Origin of the sequence: Phormidium pseudopriestleyi FRX01, from assembly GCF_017313335.1 — a bacterium.
GTDB lineage: Bacteria > Cyanobacteriota > Cyanobacteriia > Cyanobacteriales > Laspinemataceae > Laspinema > Laspinema pseudopriestleyi.
Genome location: NZ_JAFLQW010000339.1, coordinates 1 through 17,844 on the forward strand (window position 1 = coordinate 1; position 17,844 = coordinate 17,844).

Genomic DNA, 17,844 nt, shown 5'->3' on the forward strand with positions numbered 1-17,844 from the left:
AATAGATTCAGAAGCGGTGGGATTGCGCTGGGTGTCATTTCCCTGGATGGAAATTCCGTCGGCCATTTGGATCTGAATATTGCCGGCATTACCCTGTTGACCCTCAAAGGTACTGCCGATAATTTGTGCGCCTTCACTCATCAACAGCGATCGCCCGGTCATCTGAATTCCCCCACTATTTCCCTCGGCAGGGGGGGAAATTGTGCCAGTAAAGGGATCGCGCGGTATTGGCCCGACACTGCTAAAAATTACCGTATTTGCGCCTGTTAGGGTAATATTTTCCCGCACTTGGATGGAAACCGGACCGGCATTTCCCCGTCCAAAGGTCGCCGCAAGCAATTGAGCACCCTCACTCAGGGAGAGCGATCGCGCCTGAATTTGGATTCCCCCACTATTTCCCTCAATGACTTCCGAGGTAACCGTACTCAAAATCCCCGTTCTCACTCCGTCCAGAGTAACGGCATCATCGGCGCTAATTTTGACGGCACCAGCGTTGCCTAATCCGGAGGCAACCGCCTGGATTTGTGCGCCACCAGTCATAGACAGGGTTCCCGTATTCATCTCAATCCCATCGGTGTTACCGTTCCCGGAACTATTATTAAAAATACTGGTATTACTTCCCATCAGAGAGACCAACTCTCTCACTTGAAGGACAATTTTACCGGCATTGCCATTTCCCTGGGTTTGGGAAATCAGTTGAGCACCGTCACTCAGAACGAGCGATCGCCCTTCAATTTCAATCCCCTCACTATTGCCAATTCCGTTCTGACCTACCGCATTAAAAATCGCCGAACCTGTGCCGGAAAGACTCACCCCGTCCGTTGTGCGAATCGAGACCAATCCCGCATTCCCCTGATTTTGGGTGATCGACTGGAGTTGTGCGCCATTGGTCAAAGCAATCGTTCCCGCTTGAATCTCAATTCCCCCACTGTTCCCCAATCCTTGGCCTTCAGTTATTCCTAAACCGAATTCTACCAGACTCAAAATGCCTGTCCCTGTCCCCGTCAAGGTTAATCCCTCTGCCACCTGAATCACAACCTGACCCGCATTTCCTCCACCATTTTTGACGAGCGCACTCAGTTGCGACCCCTCACTCAGGGAGAGAGATTGTCCGCTCACGGTCACATTTCCGCCGTTTCCCGTGGCATTAAACCCGACTTGGTTGCCGATCGCACTCTGTTGTGTGAGCGTAATCGCGCCGGTGGCATCGAGGGTAATCTCTCCCCCTTGGGCATTAGGTCCCCCTTGCTGAGTTTGGATTCCGGCAACGATTCGACTTCCACCAGATAGCTGGATATTGCCTCCCTGGAGAGAAATATCGCCCCCATCATTGCTAATCACCGAAAGAATGCTGTTATTACTCAGAGAAATATCACCCCTAGGATTCGAGGTTTCCTCAGTTGGACTTTGGTGCAACGTCACAGTAGCATTCTCGAAATTCAGGGCAGTCGCCCCTTCCGACCCTACAGCATTTAACGCCACTCGACCCCCGGGTGCTTGTAATTGACCCGAGGCGATCGCCACCTCTCCCCCTGCCAATCCCAAAGTTTGACCCGGTTGCACTGTCAAGTTTGCTCCCTGCACCTCTATTCCCCTGGGATTGCTACCATATTGCAATCCCACCGCCACTGTCATCGACAGCAAAGGTGTCTGCATTTCCCCCCCGGCAGCAGTAAACTCACTTCCATCGGCAAAGGTAAACCCGTTCGCCGTACTCACCACAAAAGACCCCCCTAGATTCAGGGTGGCATTTGGCCCAAAAATAATGCCATTGGGATTTAGTAAAAACAGATTGGCGATACCATTGGCTTGAATTAATCCATCAATCGTGGAACCTGCACCCCCAGTAATTCGGGTGAAGATATTTTGAATTTCTAGGGGATTATTAAACAAAACCGCCTCACCCGTCGGGAGATTAAACTGCTCAAAACTATGAAATAAATTACCTCCAGATGCAGTACCCCCATCAATGGTCAAGATTGCTCCATTGGGGGTAACGACGGAATTGATGGGCAGAGTGCGATCGGGAATGATTTGGGCATAACTGGGACCCGGAGTCGCAATTCCCCCGAGACAAATAAGGGCGAGTGCAAATCGGCGGATTCCCGGAGTACAGGAGTTGGAGTTAGATGTTGGCATAAACCCGGGTTAAATGATTTTAGGAAAACCGAGCCTTGTTTAATTTATTATTCATTCGAATCGTTAATTCCGCAATTGGCGGGATTTGGTCCAGCCTTCCTCAAGAACCATTGGGCGAAGCCTAAAGAGGGTTTGGAGACCAAACCCCTACATCAGGGAGAGGGTTTGGAGACCAAACCCCTACAAAAAATAACGATTTTTCGTCTTTTAATTTACCACCTTGAAAGGGCTAGGTTTTAACTCCCGTCGGTTGTTGCTACTCGGGGATATTAAGATAGACTATGCAAAATATTTAGATGTAAGGAACAGACCCCTTGTCTTTAGAAGCGATCGCCATTCCACCGACTAGCGACAAACCCCCGACAGGTATTATTGTCATGCTCCACGGATGGGGGGCTAATAGCGAAGATTTAGCTCCCTTAGCCTCCCTGCTCAATTTCCCGGACTTCCTGTTTCTATTTGCCGATGCGCCTTTTCCCCATCCCCAGGCTCTGGAGGGCAGAATGTGGTATGACCTGAACAGTCCGGATTATCAGAAGTTACCCGAAAGTCAGGAAATATTGACAGACTGGCTGCGATCGCTCGAAGAGAGTACCGGCGTTCCCCTGTCTCGAACGGTGTTAAGCGGGTTTTCCCAAGGCGGTGCAATGACTTTAGATGTAGGATTGCGGTTACCCTTAGCCGGTTTAGTGTCCATGAGTGGTTACTTACATTGCGAACCTCAACCAATGGGCGATCGCCTCCCCCCCACCTTAATCATGCATGGCATCGAGGACCCCGTAGTTCCCTTGAGCGCTGCTCATCAGGTACGCGAAGTCTTCCAAGCAATGGGAGTCGCAGTGCAATATCGGGAATGGAGAATGGGTCACTCCATTTTGCCGGAACAAATGGAGGTGATGCAACGCTTTATTGAGGAAATTTTTCCGGCATCAGAAGAGACTAATATTAATAAGTCTTAAGATTTAGGTCGCAACTGGGTCAATTAGAGTATAATCTACTCTTGTTAGCGGACTTGTTTTGCTAGATCCAAGTGCTCATACATAATGGAGGGGCGAACGATGGGAGCGACGACCATTTCCACTCGGGATATTACTTCGATGACGGAGGCTGATATCGAGCAACTCGCTATCCGTCTCGAACTGGATGATTATACCGATCCGTTTGAGGGCTTGAATGATTGGCATCTGCTACGCGCGATCGCCTTTCGTCGTCCAGAACTCGTTGAACCTTACATCTATTTGTTGGACTTACAACCTTACGATGAAGGGTAAGCTCTGGAGTTAACCTCAACCATGAGTGAGGACGTTAACCGGACAGGCATTCAGGAGGGAAACCTCCTCGTGCCTTCTTCATTTGAGAATAGACGGATTCTGCTGGGCATCACGGGCGGAATTGCCGCCTATAAAGTTTGTGATGCTATCTCAACCCTGGCGAAAGCGGGGGCGCAGGTGCGGGCGATTCTGACTCGCGGTGCCCAGGAATTTATTACCCCCTTGACGGTGAGCACCCTTTCTCGTCATCCGGCTTATACCGATGCCAATTTCTGGCAACCCGTCCATTCCAGACCGTTACATATTGAACTGGGGGAATGGGCGGAGGTTTTGGTAATTGCCCCCCTGACGGCGAATACCCTGGCGAAGTTGGCAATGGGAATGGCGGATAATCTGCTGACTAATACGGTTTTAGCTTCCACTTGTCCGATTTTGCTGGCCCCGGCGATGAATACGGAAATGTGGAATCAGTCGGTGACCCAACGCAATTGGGAACAGGTGGTTCAGGGGTCTCGATTTCACGGGATTGAACCGGGTTCGGGACTGTTAGCTTGCGATCGCGTCGGGACGGGGCGCATGGCGGAACCGGAGCGAATTTTAGCCCATTTGGAATCGGTATTGCATACCCAGGGAAAGCAGGATTTAGCCGGTAAGCGGGTGTTAATTGGTGCTGGAAGTACCCGGGAGCATTTTGACCCCGTCCGGTTTATCGGCAATCCCGCCACGGGCAAAATGGGCATTGCTTTAGCACGCGGTGCGCTCCATCGGGGGGCTGAGGTGACGTTTGTGGGGGGGGCGATGTCCCCCGGGTTCCAGGAGTTGATACCCGGTGCTCGGATAGTGGCGGTGACTCGCGCTGAAGAAATGCAGCAGGCGATGTTGGAATATTTTAAGCAGTCGGATATTACGGTGATGGCGGCAGCGGTGGCGGATGTTAGGCCGGTGCAGTATCATTCGCACAAGTTACCGAAACAGGCGCTGCCGGAGAGTTTGCCGTTGGAATCGGTGCCGGATATTATCGCACAACTGTCTGAGTGCAAGCAATTCCATCAGAGGTTAATTGGGTTTGCGGCGCAAACGGGGGATATTGTCACCCCAGCGATGGAGAAGTTGCGCCGGAAGAAGTTAGATGCGATCGTCGCCAATCCGATTGATCGTCCGAATGCAGGGTTTGGGAGTGATAGTAATCAGGCGGTGGTGATTGATGCCACGGGACGACAACAGGCGATCGCACCCTGTAGTAAGTTGAAATTGGCCCATCAAGTGTTTGATTTTATCCAGTCGCTTTCCTGGTAAGTCTTTGGGTAGATGGGGAGGGGACGGAAGTTGGTAGAATGCTGGGGTAATCTTTCACCTCAAGAGTGTTTATGACGAGCGAAAACAAGCCAGTTGCGGAGAGTACCACCGGCGCAGATGCGATCGATGTGGCGATCGCCAAGGGAATTGATTTTGATGGTTCTCCCATTCCCGAGGCTAAACTGGATCTGTACAATCAGGTGATGGGACTAGAGGCGGGACGGCAGCGCAGTGGCGTTTCCAATACGATGCGATCGCGCATTGTGCGGATTGGGGTCAAACATATCGCTCAAGATGAACTCAACCAGATGCTGCTCAAGGCTGAGTTTGCTCCTTTAAAAGAGAAAGAAATCGCTTTCTACTACGGCGGCAAATAAACCCAAAATTTAGGTTTCAGAATCCCGGAATTCGGGATATTTTTAGGGGCGCAGTTAGCGCTCCTTAATTTTTTTTGAAAAGCCTATTTCCAGTTTAGCATTTTTTAACTGTGATGGCAATCCTGACTCGATGAGGGTGTTCTTTCATGCCGGATTTTTTTTGAATCTCGGATTTTTTAAAATTTTGATTGCTACAAAAGTAGAGATGAATTTAAGTATCAATCTCAGTCTAAAGTAATTGAAAAGCCCGGTCAGCCAAGAGTTCAGAGGGAGTCAATGTATTGTTCTCCTTTTTTTAGTGAGAGATTATTGCTTTAAATTCACGAGGTTTTTCTCTGAAAATATAAAAAAATCTTGGATTAAATAAGCGAAATAATTATTTTTCTTGACATTTTAAACTGATAAAAATTTGAGATTTCGTAAGGAGTAATAGAAGCTCTGAAACGGATCTTGGATATGCGTAGCTACTTTTCGATTATTTTCTGTAGCCTGTTCTTATTGGGTTTGGCGGCAAACTTCTCTGGGCGTGAATCTCACAGTTTAGAGCTGTCGCGTTCCGAGTTCAACAAACAGGTATTATCAGCAAGACTAGAGTCGGGTGAAGAAATAGACCCCCATCGTGGGAGTGGACGGTAAGGTTGAGCGGCGATCGCACGGAGTAGATGACCCGATGAAAAACTGTATCGGTCGGAATAAAACGGGTCGATGGTCATACAGATAGAGGACGGGAATACATTGTCTTGCTGGAGGTCAGGCGATCGCTCAAGCAACAGGGAAATCTCCAGCCACCTCTTCCAAAAACCAGACATTTGATAACAGACTAGCCCAGTAACAAACAATACTGGGCTAGTCTGCTGCCTACCTTCATTAAGACGGCAACCCCGGACGAGGGAGACCGAGATGATTGGATGACGAGTGCAAGGAATTGGTTTGAAGGACGCTGACGTAAGACATATTGGGATGATTTTGGGATGCAGGAGGGCGATCGGGCGGGCGCATTCCTACCAAATTGTCCTGGTACAAACCGATCGCACCATCGAGCTTCGCTTGAGCCAAATTAGCGCCGGTCAAATCAGCACCCGTGAGATTCGCACCATTGAGGTTAGCATTTAATAAATTAGCGTTTCTCAAATTCACCCCGGAGAGATTTGCATCACTCAGGTCCGCTTCCACTAACCGGGCATTACTCAAGTCTGCATTGGATAAATTTGCATTCCGGATTTGAGCATGGCCGAGATTGGCCCCGGAGAGGTTAATCCCATTCATCTGAGTGTTATTGAGATTAGCACCGATTAAATTCGCCCCTTCGAGAGAAGCCCCACTGAGGTTAGCTTCTTCTAGGTTGGCGTTGACTAAATTAGCAAATACCAAATCAGCACCGCCGAGTTGAGCGTGATTCAGCTTGGCATCTAGAAAATTGACGCCTTTAGCGTCAACCCCACTCAGGTCGCTACTCATGAGATCAGCGGCCACAAAATTTGCAAAACTGAGTTCAGCGCCACTTAAGTTGGCATTACTCAGATTAGTCCCGTTGAGGTTGGCAAACATCAACTTAGCGCCGCTCAAGTCAGCACCACTGAGATTGAGCCGAGTTAAGTGAGCATCTCGGAGGTCGCCACCTTGACATTGTTTCGTTGCCAACAAGCGTTTGATGTGGGCGTTATTTGCAGACATATTTCTTCCTGTGGATGGTAATCCCTAAAACTCTTGAATACTGACGTTAGGGCCGATAATATTTCGTGAAAATGAAAAGGGAATAAATCCCGAGGCCCAGACCCCAAAAACCACTGTTACTTACACCCAAATTTCGGGGGTTTCAGGAAAATCGAGCTTCGTTAAATTCAAACCAGGTTAGGGCCTGAACCCCTTGTTTTATAGGTATTTCAGGCGAGCAATAAATTGGGGCCTCCCCTAAGCAAAACAATTTTCTGGCGCTCAAAAAAAATTATGATCCTCCTCAAATTTTTCTTTAAAAAGGAAAAAAATGCGTCATCCTGCGCTTGCTTTGTAGCTGAATTAGGCCCAGCACTCCGTAATTTTATGCAGGGAAAATGGGCAAAAATAGCGCGCTTAAACCTCCACTCACTTCGGCGATCGCCAGAGAGTCGAGGCTTCATCGGGGTATTTTTTGGTAAATAAAGAGCAATAGGAAAAGATTGAGAAGCCCCGAAGATAGGTCTATAAAAACCGGCACCCTGAAGGGTGGGGCTATACGGACGAAGCCCGTACTTCGACCCCCTTCGACCCCCTTCGACCCCCTTCGACCCCCTTCGACTGGCTCAGGGCTCAGGGCTCAGGACAGGCTTCGACCCTTCGACTGGCTCAGGGCTCAGGGCAGGCGTTGCTCAGTAGACCCCTGCGCGGGCGTGGAGCGAAAACAGTTGTTGACCGCCCCATCCTTGAGGGTATCGGTTTTTGAATAGCCGATCGCCGATCGCCTGTAACAATGCCAACAGCGTCGAAATCACCGATGGATCGATTGATCCATCATCACTCTGGCCGATCGCATTCAGATTTTGCACAATAAACGGAATCATCAGCATTGGCTTGATAAATTCTGCCCCAACTCTCAACCTATTTGTGCAAATGCCACCCCGAGGCAATCGCGCCCACATTAATCGATGGGTTCGGGAACTCGCTTTGATATTTTTCTATCTCAGTCTTGGGTGTGGGAACTCAAGACTTGTCATGGTGCTTGGAATGAGTCTCTCCACACTAAATTCCATTTGGAGATTTAGGACCCGCCTGAAAAAATCCTACTCCGAATCAAACTTGTGCCAAGATTCCTCGAAAATTTTGCTCTACAATTTTGCTCTACACAGAGAAGAAAATCAAAACCAAGAGATTGTTGCCCTCTGACGTGAGCTAAATCCCCTCGGTTGTTTGTAGATGCGTCAATCTCTTCCCTGTGCCATCCGCGCAGGACAGTTACCCAGTCCGTGACCGGAGGGTGTAGATGTAGGCACTCGTCGCGATTGAGCCCGCGACAGTTTGATGATTGTACTGATGAGAATGCACGCTAAAGACATAAGATACCCCAATCCCGAGGTGCTGTCAAGGGGGGTACATCGGGGAAATCTCCAGCCTGAGTGCGATCGCCTTCCCTTGATCCGAATACTTCCCTCCCTCAAAAAAAACTTGCACTATTTTCCGGATAAACCCCTCTTCACTAGAATTCAATAATATAGATGCACCCTGATTGACAAACCCTCTAGCTTCGGCTAGGGGGATTTTTTTTTCTCAACTCAATCCGCCATTCAGAGGCGATCGAGGATAGTGGCTGTCCCTGCCGAGACGGAGGGTGCGATCGCCCTTAATCCTCTCCAGTCCAGCCCTCAATTAAACCCGGGTTGAGCCTTTCTCCCTTCATACAACAACCCGTTCACAAAAGACTCGACCCAACAGGGCTTCCCCCTGGACAGCAGAGAATTAATCTTTCAGTTAAAAGCCCCTATTTTTTTACCTCAAAAACTTATTACTATCCTGTGATAAGATAAAGAATTGGCTGTTATGACATAGCTCAGACGAATTCGTTCTGAAAAAACCTCCTTTTTATGTAAAAAAGGAGGGGTTTTGTCTTGCTGCTACAGAAATCACTGAATCCCAAATCTGTAACATTACTTACCGAATATAGCGCAAATTATGAATTCTGAGACTCGTATCCTGATGTGTCCCCCCAACCACTATGACGTGGATTATGTGATTAATCCCTGGATGGAGGGCAACATCCACAAATCCTCTCGCGATCGCGCCACCGAACAGTGGCACAAACTCTTCCACATCATCAAAGAACACGCCCTCGTCGAACTCGTCGATCCCCAACCCGGTTGGCCCGATATGGTCTTTACCGCCAATGCCGGATTAGTTCTGGGCAAAAAAGTCGTCCTCAGTCGCTTCTTCCACAAAGAACGCCAAGGGGAAGAACCCTATTTCAAACAGTGGTTTGAAGCCCAAGGGTACACCGTCTACGAACTCCCGAAAGATTTACCCTTTGAAGGGGCTGGAGATGCCCTGCTCGATCGCGAAGGACGCTGGCTGTGGGCAGGATACGGTTTCCGTTCTGAACTCGATTCCCACTCCTATATTGCCAAGTGGTTAGATATCGAAGTCATCTCCCTTCAGTTAGCCGATGAACGGTTCTATCACTTAGATACCTGCTTCTGTCCCCTCAATCGCGGCTACTTACTGTATTATCCCCCAGCTTTTGACTTCTACTCCAACCGCATCATCGAAATGCGCGTTCCCCCAGAAAAACGGATTGCCATTGGAGAAGCAGACGCCGTAAACTTTGCCTGCAATGCGGTCAATGTTGAAGACAAAGTAATCATGAACAAGGTCAGCGAGGACCTGAAACAACGCCTCAAAAATGTAGGGTTTGAGGTGTTTGAAACCACCCTGAGCGAATTCCTCAAAGCAGGCGGTGCAGCGAAGTGTCTGACCCTGCGAACCACCGAACCTGTCATGGAAAATATCCATGCCAACGAGCCCGTAGAAAGTCGGACGATTCGTTTAGAAGGACATCTCCTCGATACGGGATTAATTAACCGGGCGCTGGATACCATCGTCGAAGGCGGCGGCAGTTTCCAAGTCTTGAATTTTAACTTGGGAGAGCAACGGCAGAGTACCTCCACCGCAGAGGTGAAAGTATCAGCGCCTTCTCATGGGGTGATGGAAGAGATTTTAGCCCAGTTGATTGACTTGGGTGCCGTAGACTTACCCCAGGATGAGCGGGATGCTAAACTTGAACCCGTCCAACAAAAAGGGGTGGCTCCGGATGATTTCTATGTTACCACGATTTATCCCACAGAAGTGCGGATCAAGGGTGAGTGGGTCCGGGTGCTGAATCATCGCATGGATGGGGCGATCGCCTTGCTCCAAACCCCGGAAGGGCCGGTGGCTCGATGCAAGCTCCTGCGCGATTTGGAACTGGGTGAGTCGGTGGTGGTGGATGTGGCTGGAATCCGCACCGTCCGGAAGGCGGGAGGACGGGAACAACGCAGCAACCAGGAATTCGGCTTTATGTCTTCGGGAGTCTCCAGCGAGCGCCGGGTGGAATTGGTGGTGGAACAAGTCGCCTGGGAATTGCGGCAAATTCGCGATCGCGGCGGTAAGGTGGTGGTGACGGCAGGACCCGTGGTGATTCATACCGGCGGCGGCGAACACCTAACCCGGTTGATTCGGGAAGGATATGTGCAGGGATTGCTCGGTGGCAATGCGATCGCCGTTCACGATATGGAACAATCGTTCATGGGAACATCCCTCGGAGTGGACATGAAGCGTGGCGTCGCTGTCCGGGGTGGACATCGGCACCACCTGAAAACGATTAACACCATTCGCCGCTATGGAAGTATTGCTAAAGCGGTGGAACAAGGTGCGCTCCAGAGCGGGATATTTTACGAATGTATCAAGCACAATGTACCCTTTGCCCTAGCCGGTTCCATCCGAGATGATGGACCGTTGCCCGATACTCAAATGGATTTAATTAAGGCCCAGGAAGAGTATGCGAAGCTGCTGGAAGGGGCAGAGATGATTTTGATGTTATCAACTATGTTGCACTCGATTGGCGTCGGCAACATGACGCCTTCTGGGGTGAAAATGGTCTGTGTGGATATTAATCCAGCAGTGGTCACCAAACTCAGCGATCGCGGTTCCGTTGAGTCCACGGGGGTGGTTACCGATGTCGGCCTATTCCTGAGCTTGTTAACCAAGCATTTAGACTTGTTGACCTCTCCCTATCATGCAGCCTAAGCGCTTAAAACCGGGGGTACGAGTTCGGTTGAACCTTTCAGTCTCTAATCTTTGATTTCCCTAGCCTCCCCTTAGTTTAAGGGGAGGTTCATTTTTGGATGGCTCACGTTGAGGTCCCATAACCTTCGCGAGGATGGGATGCCTCCGCAGCAGGGCGATCGACCAGTTCTGGAAACGGCATAATCTGAGGCGATCGCCTTCTTTTCCTTGACCCAATAAGGCTTTGTCATCACAACCGGGGGTTGGAATCCTTACAAGAGTAGGTTTTTTACGTTTATGGTGATTCGCCTTACTATTATCCGGTTCCCTCCCCTTGGCAAGGGGAGGGTTAGGGTGGGGTCCTCTTGACGTGGCAAAGCCACGTCACGCACTCAAAGGAAGCGATCGCGCCTGTATGGAGGCGGGTGCCAACCTCTTTCCACGCGCAAGTGCGATCGCACGTCACCGCCGACACCCCACCCTAACCCGGACCTTGCCAAGGTCCGGGGACCGTTCGTAAAAAAACTACTCTTGTAAGGGGTTGGAATCCCCAGGTTGCAACCTCTTAACATCCCCTTTCGTCTATGACGATTAACAAACCGTCCCTAGCAATCAAGGGATTCACCGGAGGGTTGCTTATGATAAAAAGCATAACCGACAAGGGAAATACATCAGGGTCCGTTCACTCTCGAACGCACTTTGTCAATTTAAAGACAGTTACCCTCTCCGGTTTGATCGTAAATAGAGATCAGGTTTTTTAAGAATTGCAACGAATTCTGACTCAATTTACGATTGGCTTGGAACTCAAGGGAATTCTTGGGATAGGGATGATTTTAGGAATAAAGTTGCTGGTGAACCTTTCCTAACTCAAAAAATTGGCATCTATCCCCTTGCGATCGCCGCTTGTCTCACCAGAATTTTGGGAACAAATTCAGGTCTCCTTGACCTGATCACGGGTTAAAAATAGCCCGAATCCAAATCTAGTTTTCCCTAAATTGTTCTGATTGAACCGGGGAACTCCCGTTCAATCCTCGTTACACTCATTTTTTTATGTGCATGAAACTGAATTTCTTTTTCGACTGGTCTGAAGTAAATTATTCCCAAAAGAGGTACCAATGGATGCGAACAGAAAGCTCACCGCTATGATTGAAGGCGATTCCAATACCGAAGCGATCGGTCTATTGGGTGCGGTACATCGCCGGAAAGACCTCAATCATTTAGAACGCAGACAGCAGCAAAGGGCTATCAGTAATGCCATGATTACCGTGGCTTTAACTTATGGCAAAAAGACCTTCAGCCGAGGTGCGTTGGTTTATACCCTGAACGATCGCAGCTTGGAAAAAACCCCTTATGCAAAGTTCATTGACGTTCTCCGGGGTCTGCGAGTCGTCTGTCTAATCGGCCCTCCTGATCCTAAAATTCTCACCGCCTACTGGCACGAAGAAACTAAACGTAGAGCAAGTAAATCTCGTTGTTACAATTGAACAATACTGGTAAAAATAAAGCGTGACTCTTGTGCTAATTTCTCACAACGGTCACGCTTTATGATTGATACACCCTTCAGGTTAGATTTAAACAGCATTCCACCGGCGATCGAGAGTGTCTCGTAGGTCAAAAAAATCATGCCACTCTAAATAGGGTTTTTGATGTTCGGCTAGATAGGTGGCAAGGCGATCGCGCGCAAACACCACCGGCGCTTGCATCCCCAAATTCAAATCCGTCACCGAATCCCCGATCGCCACGGTTTCCCCTGCCGAATACCGCCTCATCACCTCCACCTTATTCACCAATTCCGTCCCCGCTTCAAACTCGGAATGCACCCGCAGATACTCTGCACCGAGATCCACTTCTATTGCATGAATCGCCAAAACCCGGTGTTTTAACGGACCTAACACCGTCTCCACCATACCCCGCAACCCTCCAGAAACAATGGCGATCGCCACTCCCTGTTCTTCCAAAAAATCCAGAAACTCCACAAACCCCGATCGCATCGGTTCCCCCTCCATAAACGCCAAAATATCTGGATATTGCGCCGTAGGAATCGATTCCAGGGTCTGTCGCACTCCATCGCGCAGGGTTAAGCGCAAGGCATAGATTTCCGGCAGCAGTTCTCGCGCCATTGTCGGAGTGAACTCCTGCATCATCTTCACGAAAGTATCTTCCGTGGTAATGGTCCCATCAAAATCACACAAGACAATCCGTTCAAAGGAATCAGGTTTCACAGTTTTTTTGGTCAGGGTTGAGTAGAGGCTATAGAAAACAACAGAGTTCACAGGCCAATCCGTGAGAAGTTTAGGGCTAAGAATATTCAGAAACCATCGCCCTTGTCAAGAGGATCTGCCTCTTCTGAGTTCTGAGTCTTCTGCTTGTGGGTATAATTTGAACAGCCATCCGCTTTTAGTCGTGGGATTTTCAACGGTTGGCCTTCATCATCGTTTATAATTTTGATGCCATGATCTTACCCCGTCAAATTGAGTTTCACCTGCCACCTCCGGGCGATCGGCAGCCAGGAAATTCGGGGTCCATTCACCCATTTTTCCTTCAAGACAATCAACCCTTCCAAGCACTCTTTGCCTCCGCCTTAGATGCCATGATCATCATTGATGAAGGGGGCTACTATCTCAATGCCAACCCTGCCGCCTGTTCCTTATTAGGGTTACGACCGCAAGACCTGCTCGGATGTAACCTCAGAGATTTTATCACACCTGGGTTTGACTTCGACCAATCTTGGCAAACCTGGTTAGCACAAGGTCAAATCTGCGATCAAGTCCGCATCATCCGCCCGAACCGGGAAGTGCGAGAAGTGGAATATGTTGCCAAGGCTAATTTTTGGGCTGATTGTCACCTGCTAATTTTCCGAGATGTTACCCAACTCAAAGGCGCACAAGAGCCAGTTGAACAAAACATCCCCAATCAGGAAATCTCCCCTTCTCCCGTTAAATCTCACCTAAAAAAGACCCAACTCAGTGAAGAAGAGTATCGCTTTCAACAGCTTGCCCGTCATCTTCCTGGAGTGATTTATCAGTTTTGCCTCCTTCCCGATGGTCAGTCTTATTTCCCTTACGCCAGTGACGGGTTTAAAGACATTTATGGCGTCGCGCCGGAAGACGTGCGCGAGGATTCTGCCCCAGTTTTTGAATCCATCCATCCCGAGGACCTGCCGCGAGTGACTCAGACGATTCTAGAGTCGGGGAGGCAGCTTACCCCGTGGCATTGTGAGTATCGAATTTGTCATCCCAATGGCCGGGTGATATGGGTTCTAGCCCACTCCACCCCCCAGGCAGAACCCGATGGTAGTATCACTTGGTATGGATATATTCGGGATGTTACAGACATAAAAGCGCGGGAAAAGGCTCTGCAAATCAGCGAAAGTAAGTTTCGCAACCTGATTGACAATCTCAACGATATGGTATTCATCATTGATCCGGATGGGACTTTTAGTTATGTCAGTCCGACGTTTGAATCCGTAATGGGATATACAGATTCCGAGCTATTACATCATTCTTTTGGGGAAGTTGTTCATCCTGAAGATCTAGAGACTTGTATCAATGCGTTCGAGCGATCGCTGCAAGAGGAAAAAATCCGGGAACTTGAATATCGAGTATTACATAAAAATGGTCACTATTACTGGCATTCTACGAATGTATCAGCTTTGCTTGATGATCAGGGACAAGTGATTGCCTGTTTAGGAATTGCCCGATATATTCACGATCAGAAACAGGCCGAAATTGCAGTGATGGAAAGCCATATTCGGTTACAGTTGGCTCTGGATACGACCGGGACAGGGACATGGGAATGTAATATGCAGACCAATGATATGGTTTTTTCTAACAATCAGTGGAAGAAATTTCTGGGCTATGATGCTGATGAAATGGTTGATCAGGACCTGCTCTGGGAAAATCGGGTCCATCCAGAAGATCAAGCTCAAATGTATCAAGAAGTAGAAAAACATATCAAAGGTGAAACAGAAATTTATAAACATGAACATCGAGTTCGCTGTAAAGATGGTTCGTATAAATGGAATTTAGCGATTGGTAAAATCGTGGAGTGGGATGATGAAGACAATCCGTTGCGGTTTATCGGAATTCATAGTGATGTAACCGATCGCAAAGCCAATGAATTAGCGCTATTTGAACTCACAGAACAACTGCAAAAAGCCCAACAAGTCGCCCATCTCGGCAACTGGTCGATTGATGTTACCACCCAGGCCCTCACCTGGTCCGACGAAGTTTTTCGCACATTTGGCATGACCCCAGACCAGCCAGAACCCAGCTGGACTGAACATTTGGAACAAATTCATCCGGATGATCGCGCCTTCCTACAAGCGCGGGTCATGGAAGCGCAGGAAGGGATTCCTCAAAACTTTGATATTCGCATCCTCCGTCCTGATGGAGAAGTGCGATATATCAATGTCCGGGCTGAACTGGAGTTTCGGGAGAATCAAGTGGTGCGAATGTTTGGGACGACAATGGATATTACCGAACGTGCCAGGACGGAAACTGAACTGCACCAATCCCGAGAATTGTTAAGAACGATTCTGGATGCCTTGCCGCAGTCCGTGGTCTGGAAAGATCGTCACAGTGTGGTATTAGGCTGTAATCAAGCCTTTGTCAAGGCTTTTAGGGGAAGCAGTCCAGAGGAGTTTATCGGTAAAACCGATGAGGATTTTTGTCTGAGTCCAGAAGAAGTGACCCATTACAAAAATTGCGATCGCGACGTGATGACGAGCGATCGCCCGATACTCAAGCTAATCGAAACCGTCCAAAACCCTGATGGCAGTAAAAATTGGGTGGAAACCACAAAGATTCCGCTGCACGATCGCACCGGGCAAGTGATGGGGATTGTGGCTATCTTTGAGGATATCACCGATCGCATCCAAGCCGAAGCCGCCCTGCGAATCAGTGAGGAAAAGCTGCGATCGCTCTTTGAACTTTGTCCCTTGGGGATTACCCTCAATGATCTCCAAGGTCAATTTATGGAAGCTAATCCTGCCGCCTGCAATATCACCGGCTATACTCTAGAAGAATTAAATCAGTTGAGCTATTGGGATTTAACCCCAACAGAGTACGCCGAGGATGAGGCAAGGCAATTAGAATCCCTCCATACCATCGGACGATATGGTCCTTACCAGAAAGAGTATATCCACAAGCAAGGACATCGGGTTGCGGTAGAACTGCTTGGGTTAAGATGTGAGGGGTCCGATGGGGGACAATATATTTGGTCAGTTATCGCTGATATTACCAAACGAAAAGCTGCCGAAAAAGCCTTACGAGAGAGTGAATCTCAGACTCGCGCCCTGCTTGAAGCCATTCCGGATATGATGCTGCGATACAATCGGGATAAAGTCTTCATAGATTATCAATCGTCCCAACAGGTCTCCCTTTTAGTACCACCGGAGCAATTTTTGGGCAAAAACCTCTCTGAAATCTTGCCTCCATTTCTGGCTGAACTCACCGAGCGGGCGATTACAGATACTTTTAATAGCCAACAAATCCAACTCATAGAATATGATTTGATCATGCCCGACGGAGTGCGAAACTACGAAGCTCGGTTTTCACTCTGTGGGGATGATGTGTTTTCGATGATTCGGGATATTACCGATCGCAAACAAGCAGAAGTGCGACTCCAAGCCTTGCTCAAGCGCACCCAACTGTTAAATCATATCAGTACAGAAATTCGCAATTCTCTCGAACTCGATACAATTTTGCAGAATGCCGTTAATGCAATTTTTGCAGAAATCGATTTAGATATCTGTACCTTCGTCTGGTATCACACCGAAACCGAAAATCAGACTTTAGAAGTGGTTAAAGAGCAGAAAAACCCTCAACTGGCCAGTTGGATCGGTTTCTATCCTATAGAAAATTATCCTCGATTGCGTGAGCAAATTATAACTGAAAAAATTTATCGCTTGGACAGCATTGCCAATTGCACTGATGAGCCGTTAAAAGCCTTTTGCGAACAGGCAGGGATTGGAACATATTTAATTTTACCCCTCCATACAGCTGGCGCGCAAATGGGTGGATTTGAAATGGGTAGAATCGCCAGCGATCATCCCTGGCAGGATGACGAACTGGAACTATTGGACAACATTGGAACTCAGGTAGTGATCGCCATCTATCAAGCGCAACTCTACCAAGATTCTCAAGCCAAAAGCCAAGAACTCCAACAAGCGTATCGCGAACTGCAAGATACTCAAGTCCAGTTAATTCAAGCCGAAAAAATGTCCAGTCTCGGTCAGTTAGTGGCTGGGGTTGCCCATGAAATTAATAACCCAGTGAGTTTTATTTATGGCAACTTGGCTCACACATCGGACTACACGGATCATTTGTTAGAACTGATTCAGCTTTACCAAAACTGCTATCCCAATCCCCCCGATGAGATTACGCAATTCATGGAAGAGATTGAATTAGATTTTCTAATCAGTGATTTTCCTAAAATTATCAACTCCATGAAATATGGAGCCTCGCGAATTCGCGATATTGTCCAGTCTCTACGGACATTTTCCAGACTAGACGAAGCAGCGGTTAAAGCGGTAGATATCCATGAAAATATTGACAGTACCTTAGTGATTTTACACAATCGCTTAAAGGGTCATGGGAGAGTTTCCGAGATTCAAGTCATCAAGCAGTATGGGAACTTACCCCAGGTTGAATGTTCTAGCAGTCTGCTGAATCAGGTATTTATGAATCTGTTAATGAATGCGATCGAGGCCATTGAAGAACGGCGAAACCGTTTGAACCCTGAGCCCCTATCTGATTATGTAGGCTGTATTACCTTGAAGACACAGCTACTCAAAAATCGGGTCTCGATTGTGATTCAAGACAATGGCATGGGTATGAACGCCTTGGTTCAAGAAAAGTTATTTAATCCGTTTTTTACGACCAAGGCGATCGGTAAAGGAACCGGGATGGGATTGTCAACCAGCTATCAAATTGTCACAGAAAATCATCAAGGAACCTTACGCTTTTCTTCGACGGAAGGTGTGGGGACCGAATTTGCGATCGAGTTACCCTTAAAATAATCTCAACAGAACC

General features: G+C 48.3%; 14 protein-coding genes. 9 read left to right on the top strand and 5 right to left on the bottom strand.

All coding sequences use genetic code 11. From position 1 onward, the window contains the following. Positions 1-2,139, bottom strand: a 2,139-nt coding sequence (locus J0895_RS12775) for a two-partner secretion domain-containing protein (RefSeq protein ID WP_207088472.1), incomplete at its 3' end; no start/stop codon positions are given. A 314-nt stretch (positions 2,140-2,453) separates the two neighbouring features. Between J0895_RS12775 and J0895_RS12780 the strand changes: the two genes are divergently transcribed. The 5 genes from J0895_RS12780 to patX all read left to right on the top strand — a co-directional run bounded on the left by J0895_RS12780 (position 2,454) and on the right by patX (position 5,719). Beyond that, on the top strand, positions 2,454-3,098 hold the full coding sequence (locus J0895_RS12780) for an alpha/beta hydrolase (RefSeq protein ID WP_207088473.1): 645 nt from the start codon (positions 2,454-2,456) through the stop codon (positions 3,096-3,098). Between the two features lie 99 nt (positions 3,099-3,197). Next, positions 3,198-3,410, top strand: coding sequence for a protein IsiD (gene isiD / locus J0895_RS12785; protein WP_207088474.1), 213 nt, complete (start codon positions 3,198-3,200; stop codon positions 3,408-3,410). A gap of 21 nt (positions 3,411-3,431) precedes the next feature. Continuing rightward, positions 3,432-4,706 (top strand): bifunctional phosphopantothenoylcysteine decarboxylase/phosphopantothenate--cysteine ligase CoaBC, encoded by a 1,275-nt coding sequence (gene coaBC, locus J0895_RS12790; RefSeq protein ID WP_242541258.1) that lies wholly within the window; start codon positions 3,432-3,434, stop codon positions 4,704-4,706. A 71-nt stretch (positions 4,707-4,777) separates the two neighbouring features. Continuing rightward, positions 4,778-5,083, top strand: coding sequence for a small RNA NsiR4-regulated ssr1528 family protein (locus J0895_RS12795; RefSeq protein WP_207088475.1), 306 nt, complete (start codon positions 4,778-4,780; stop codon positions 5,081-5,083). Between the two features lie 456 nt (positions 5,084-5,539). Further along, complete coding sequence (gene patX, locus J0895_RS26970; RefSeq protein ID WP_422894329.1) at positions 5,540-5,719, top strand: heterocyst-inhibiting protein PatX; 180 nt, start codon at positions 5,540-5,542, stop codon at positions 5,717-5,719. Between the two features lie 231 nt (positions 5,720-5,950). Here patX and J0895_RS12800 read toward each other — a convergent pair whose 3' ends face one another. Both J0895_RS12800 and J0895_RS12805 read right to left on the bottom strand, forming a co-directional pair. Continuing rightward, positions 5,951-6,757, bottom strand: a complete 807-nt coding sequence (locus J0895_RS12800) for a pentapeptide repeat-containing protein (protein WP_207088476.1) — start codon at positions 6,755-6,757, stop codon at positions 5,951-5,953. 671 nt (positions 6,758-7,428) lie between these two features. Next, positions 7,429-7,620 (bottom strand): hypothetical protein, encoded by a 192-nt coding sequence (locus tag J0895_RS12805; protein ID WP_207088477.1) that lies wholly within the window; start codon positions 7,618-7,620, stop codon positions 7,429-7,431. A 1,105-nt stretch (positions 7,621-8,725) separates the two neighbouring features. Between J0895_RS12805 and argZ the strand changes: the two genes are divergently transcribed. Then, complete coding sequence (gene argZ, locus J0895_RS12810; RefSeq protein ID WP_207088478.1) at positions 8,726-10,831, top strand: bifunctional arginine dihydrolase/ornithine cyclodeaminase; 2,106 nt, start codon at positions 8,726-8,728, stop codon at positions 10,829-10,831. A 71-nt stretch (positions 10,832-10,902) separates the two neighbouring features. Here argZ and J0895_RS12815 read toward each other — a convergent pair whose 3' ends face one another. After that, on the bottom strand, positions 10,903-11,061 hold the full coding sequence (locus J0895_RS12815; RefSeq protein ID WP_207088479.1) for a hypothetical protein: 159 nt from the start codon (positions 11,059-11,061) through the stop codon (positions 10,903-10,905). 119 nt (positions 11,062-11,180) lie between these two features. Here J0895_RS12815 and J0895_RS12820 point away from each other — a divergent pair, with 119 nt between their 5' ends. Beyond that, the gene (locus J0895_RS12820; RefSeq protein ID WP_207088480.1) at positions 11,181-11,330 is read left to right on the top strand and encodes a hypothetical protein; all 150 of its coding nucleotides are present in this window, start codon (positions 11,181-11,183) and stop codon (positions 11,328-11,330) included. Positions 11,331-11,925: 595 nt separating this feature from the next. Further along, entirely contained in the window at positions 11,926-12,294 is a 369-nt protein-coding gene (locus J0895_RS12825) for a DUF4258 domain-containing protein (RefSeq protein WP_207088481.1), read from the top strand. Positions 12,295-12,381: 87 nt separating this feature from the next. Here J0895_RS12825 and J0895_RS12830 read toward each other — a convergent pair whose 3' ends face one another. Next, on the bottom strand, positions 12,382-13,032 hold the full coding sequence (locus J0895_RS12830) for an HAD-IB family phosphatase (RefSeq protein WP_207088482.1): 651 nt from the start codon (positions 13,030-13,032) through the stop codon (positions 12,382-12,384). A 197-nt stretch (positions 13,033-13,229) separates the two neighbouring features. On the opposite strand from J0895_RS12830, the gene J0895_RS12835 reads away from it, so the two are divergent. After that, positions 13,230-17,831 (top strand): PAS domain S-box protein, encoded by a 4,602-nt coding sequence (locus J0895_RS12835; protein ID WP_207088483.1) that lies wholly within the window; start codon positions 13,230-13,232, stop codon positions 17,829-17,831. Positions 17,832-17,844 lie beyond the last annotated feature (13 nt).

Coding starts and splice junctions, on each gene's coding strand:
- isiD (WP_207088474.1), top strand. CDS start 3,198: ATGGGAGCGACGACCATTTCCACTCGGGATATTACTTCGATGACGGAG.
- J0895_RS12800 (WP_207088476.1), bottom strand. CDS start 6,757: ATGTCTGCAAATAACGCCCACATCAAACGCTTGTTGGCAACGAAACAA.
- patX (WP_422894329.1), top strand. CDS start 5,540: ATGCGTAGCTACTTTTCGATTATTTTCTGTAGCCTGTTCTTATTGGGT.
- J0895_RS12805 (WP_207088477.1), bottom strand. CDS start 7,620: ATGATTCCGTTTATTGTGCAAAATCTGAATGCGATCGGCCAGAGTGAT.
- J0895_RS12795 (WP_207088475.1), top strand. CDS start 4,778: ATGACGAGCGAAAACAAGCCAGTTGCGGAGAGTACCACCGGCGCAGAT.
- J0895_RS12825 (WP_207088481.1), top strand. CDS start 11,926: ATGGATGCGAACAGAAAGCTCACCGCTATGATTGAAGGCGATTCCAAT.
- J0895_RS12815 (WP_207088479.1), bottom strand. CDS start 11,061: ATGACAAAGCCTTATTGGGTCAAGGAAAAGAAGGCGATCGCCTCAGAT.
- coaBC (WP_242541258.1), top strand. CDS start 3,432: ATGAGTGAGGACGTTAACCGGACAGGCATTCAGGAGGGAAACCTCCTC.
- argZ (WP_207088478.1), top strand. CDS start 8,726: ATGAATTCTGAGACTCGTATCCTGATGTGTCCCCCCAACCACTATGAC.